The 1,049-nt window shown below is 50.7% G+C and carries 1 protein-coding gene; it reads right to left on the minus strand.

The window, feature by feature from the left end:
- On the minus strand, positions 1-1,049 hold a 1,049-nt coding region (locus ACNA7P_RS11220), incomplete at both ends, for a cellulose biosynthesis cyclic di-GMP-binding regulatory protein BcsB (protein ID WP_416258709.1).

A 1,049-nucleotide genomic window follows, 5' to 3' on the forward strand; every position in this document is an offset into this window, starting at 1 on the left:
ATAGTACACATCATAACTCTGCAAATGCCGCTCGTTGCCCGGCGTAATGAGGCTCATAAAGCCACTCACCTTCATGGTGCGGTCTGCCGAGCGCAGCAATTGGGTTACCTCATTCAAAAAACTATCTTGGTTAGCGGTTAGCGCAACTACGGTTGCCGATTTGTGCAATGGCGATTGGAAACTTACCAACGCCGCGCTCGGCCCACTTATGCTCGCTACTTCGGTGGGGCTAAACATGAGTTGTTGTGCGCCCGCCAGGCCATGGTGGCCCAGCTGCTTATCTAAGGTGCTGCGGCCAAAACGCTGCAGCCATGCATTCAGCGCGGGGCCTCCGGCAATTAGGATATCGGCACGGCTATTCTCCGGCACTTCACTTACCTGCATTACCTGCAATAACGTGGCCGGATAACCGGTAGAACCACCAATTAACGCCAAGGTTTGCAGCGCAGCGGCAACTTCATGATCAGTTGGGGTATCGCTTACCACCAAAATACTGTTGGCCAAATCATCGTAACGCGAGAACGGATAACCGGCTTTCGCGAACAACTGCAAATTCGGCATTTCCGTGTAGTGTTGATACCCGCGAATATCCACACTGGAATTACCATCGATAACCCCGGTGGTGTTATGAATGGGCGTTACTAGGCATTGTTCGGCACGCGCACTAAAAGTGAATTCGAAATCGAGCCGGTTAATGGCGCCCAGCTTAAAAGCAGGCACATTCAAACTTGGCTGCGAGAATGGATTGTTATCCAGCAATGGCACGCGAATACGCTCGCTAGAACCGCCAAAACCACTTTGGTTTAGCGAATAACCACGAATGAAATCATCATTGATATACACCCGCAGGCGGCTTTCATCGAGCTCTACCGGCGGGGTATAACGGAATTTCAAATCTACCGGAATGCCTTTGCGCTGCCACACGAATAAATCTGGCGGCAACCTTAGCGTTACGCTTACCGGTTTACTACGATAGCCAGAGCGTTGTAAATCGTTTTCAAAATCAACCAACTCTGCAAAAGTTACTGGCCGCTTCGTGCTAATCCAAC

The sequence above is a fragment of the Aliidiomarina sp. genome (assembly GCF_047920995.1).
In the GTDB taxonomy this organism is placed as follows: Bacteria; Pseudomonadota; Gammaproteobacteria; order Enterobacterales; family Alteromonadaceae; genus Aliidiomarina.